Genomic DNA, 1578 nt, shown 5'->3' on the forward strand with positions numbered 1-1578 from the left:
TCATCATTTATGATGATTATTCGAAATTGAGTCCGGCAAAATCGAACGTCTCTCACTCATAAAATAGAGAGACAACTTGGTTGTTTAACGAAACTCCTTCGGGTTGTATGGTTAAGTGACTAAGCGTACACGGTGGATGCCTTGGCAGTCAGAGGCGATGAAAGACGTAGTAACTTGCGATAAGCCCAGATTAGGTAGTAACAACCATTTGAGTCTGGGATTTCTGAATGGGGAAACCCACGTGCATAAGCACGTATCATTAACTGAATACATAGGTTAATGAGGCGAACCGGGGGAACTGAAACATCTAAGTACCCCGAGGAAAAGAAATCAACCGAGATTCCGAAAGTAGCGGCGAGCGAAATTGGATTAGCCCTTAAGCGTTTTATGCGTCAGGTGAAACTTCTGGAAAGTTGTGCGATACAGGGTGATAGCCCCGTAACCGGCAACGCATATTAGGTGAAAACGAGTAGGGCGGGACACGTGTTATCCTGTCTGAATATGGGGGGACCATCCTCCAAGGCTAAATACTACTGACTGACCGATAGTGAACCAGTACCGTGAGGGAAAGGCGAAAAGAACCCCTGTGAGGGGAGTGAAATAGAACCTGAAACCGTGTACGTACAAGCAGTAGGAGCAGGCATTGCGTCCTGTGACTGCGTACCTTTTGTATAATGGGTCAGCGACTTAATTTTAGTAGCAAGGTTAACCATCTAGGGGAGCCGTAGGGAAACCGAGTCTTAACTGGGCGTATAGTTGCTAGAATTAGACCCGAAACCAGGTGATCTAGCCATGGGCAGGTTGAAGATTGAGTAACATCAATTGGAGGACCGAACCGACTAATGTTGAAAAATTAGCGGATGACTTGTGGCTAGGGGTGAAAGGCCAATCAAACCTGGAGATAGCTGGTTCTCCCCGAAAGCTATTTAGGTAGCGCCTCGGACGAATACTACTGGGGGTAGAGCACTGTTAAGGCTAGGGGGTCATCCCGACTTACCAACCCTTTGCAAACTCCGAATACCAGTAAGTACTATCCGGGAGACACACGGCGGGTGCTAACGTCCGTCGTGGAGAGGGAAACAACCCAGACCGCCAGCTAAGGTCCCAAATTATTACTAAGTGGGAAACGATGTGGGAAGGCTTAGACAGCTAGGATGTTGGCTTAGAAGCAGCCATCATTTAAAGAAAGCGTAATAGCTCACTAGTCGAGTCGGCCTGCGCGGAAGATGTAACGGGGCTAAGTAATAAACCGAAGCTGCGGCAATGAAGTTTACTTCATTGGGTAGGGGAGCGTTCTGTAAGCGGTTGAAGGTGTGCTGTAAGGCATGCTGGACGTATCAGAAGTGCGAATGCTGACATGAGTAACGATAAAGGGGGTGAAAAACCTCCTCGCCGGAAGACCAAGGGTTCCTGTCCAACGTTAATCGGGGCAGGGTAAGTCGACCCCTAAGGCGAGGCCGAAAGGCGTAGTCGATGGGAAACGGGTTAATATTCCCGTACTTCTTATAATTGCGATGGGGGGACGGAGAAGGCTAGGTGGGCCTGGCGACGGTTGTCCAGGTTCAAGTACGTAGGCGG

At 48.9% G+C, this 1578-nt stretch carries 1 rRNA gene; it reads left to right on the forward strand.

Annotation, left to right across the window (positions count from 1 at the left end):
* Positions 1-109: 109 nt before the first annotated feature.
* Positions 110-1578: ribosomal RNA gene (locus tag RH86_RS02330) — 23S ribosomal RNA — on the forward strand; the annotation flags it as partial.

The sequence above is a fragment of the Vibrio sp. N418 genome, from assembly GCF_000222565.1.
Lineage (GTDB): Bacteria > Pseudomonadota > Gammaproteobacteria > Enterobacterales > Vibrionaceae > Vibrio > Vibrio scophthalmi.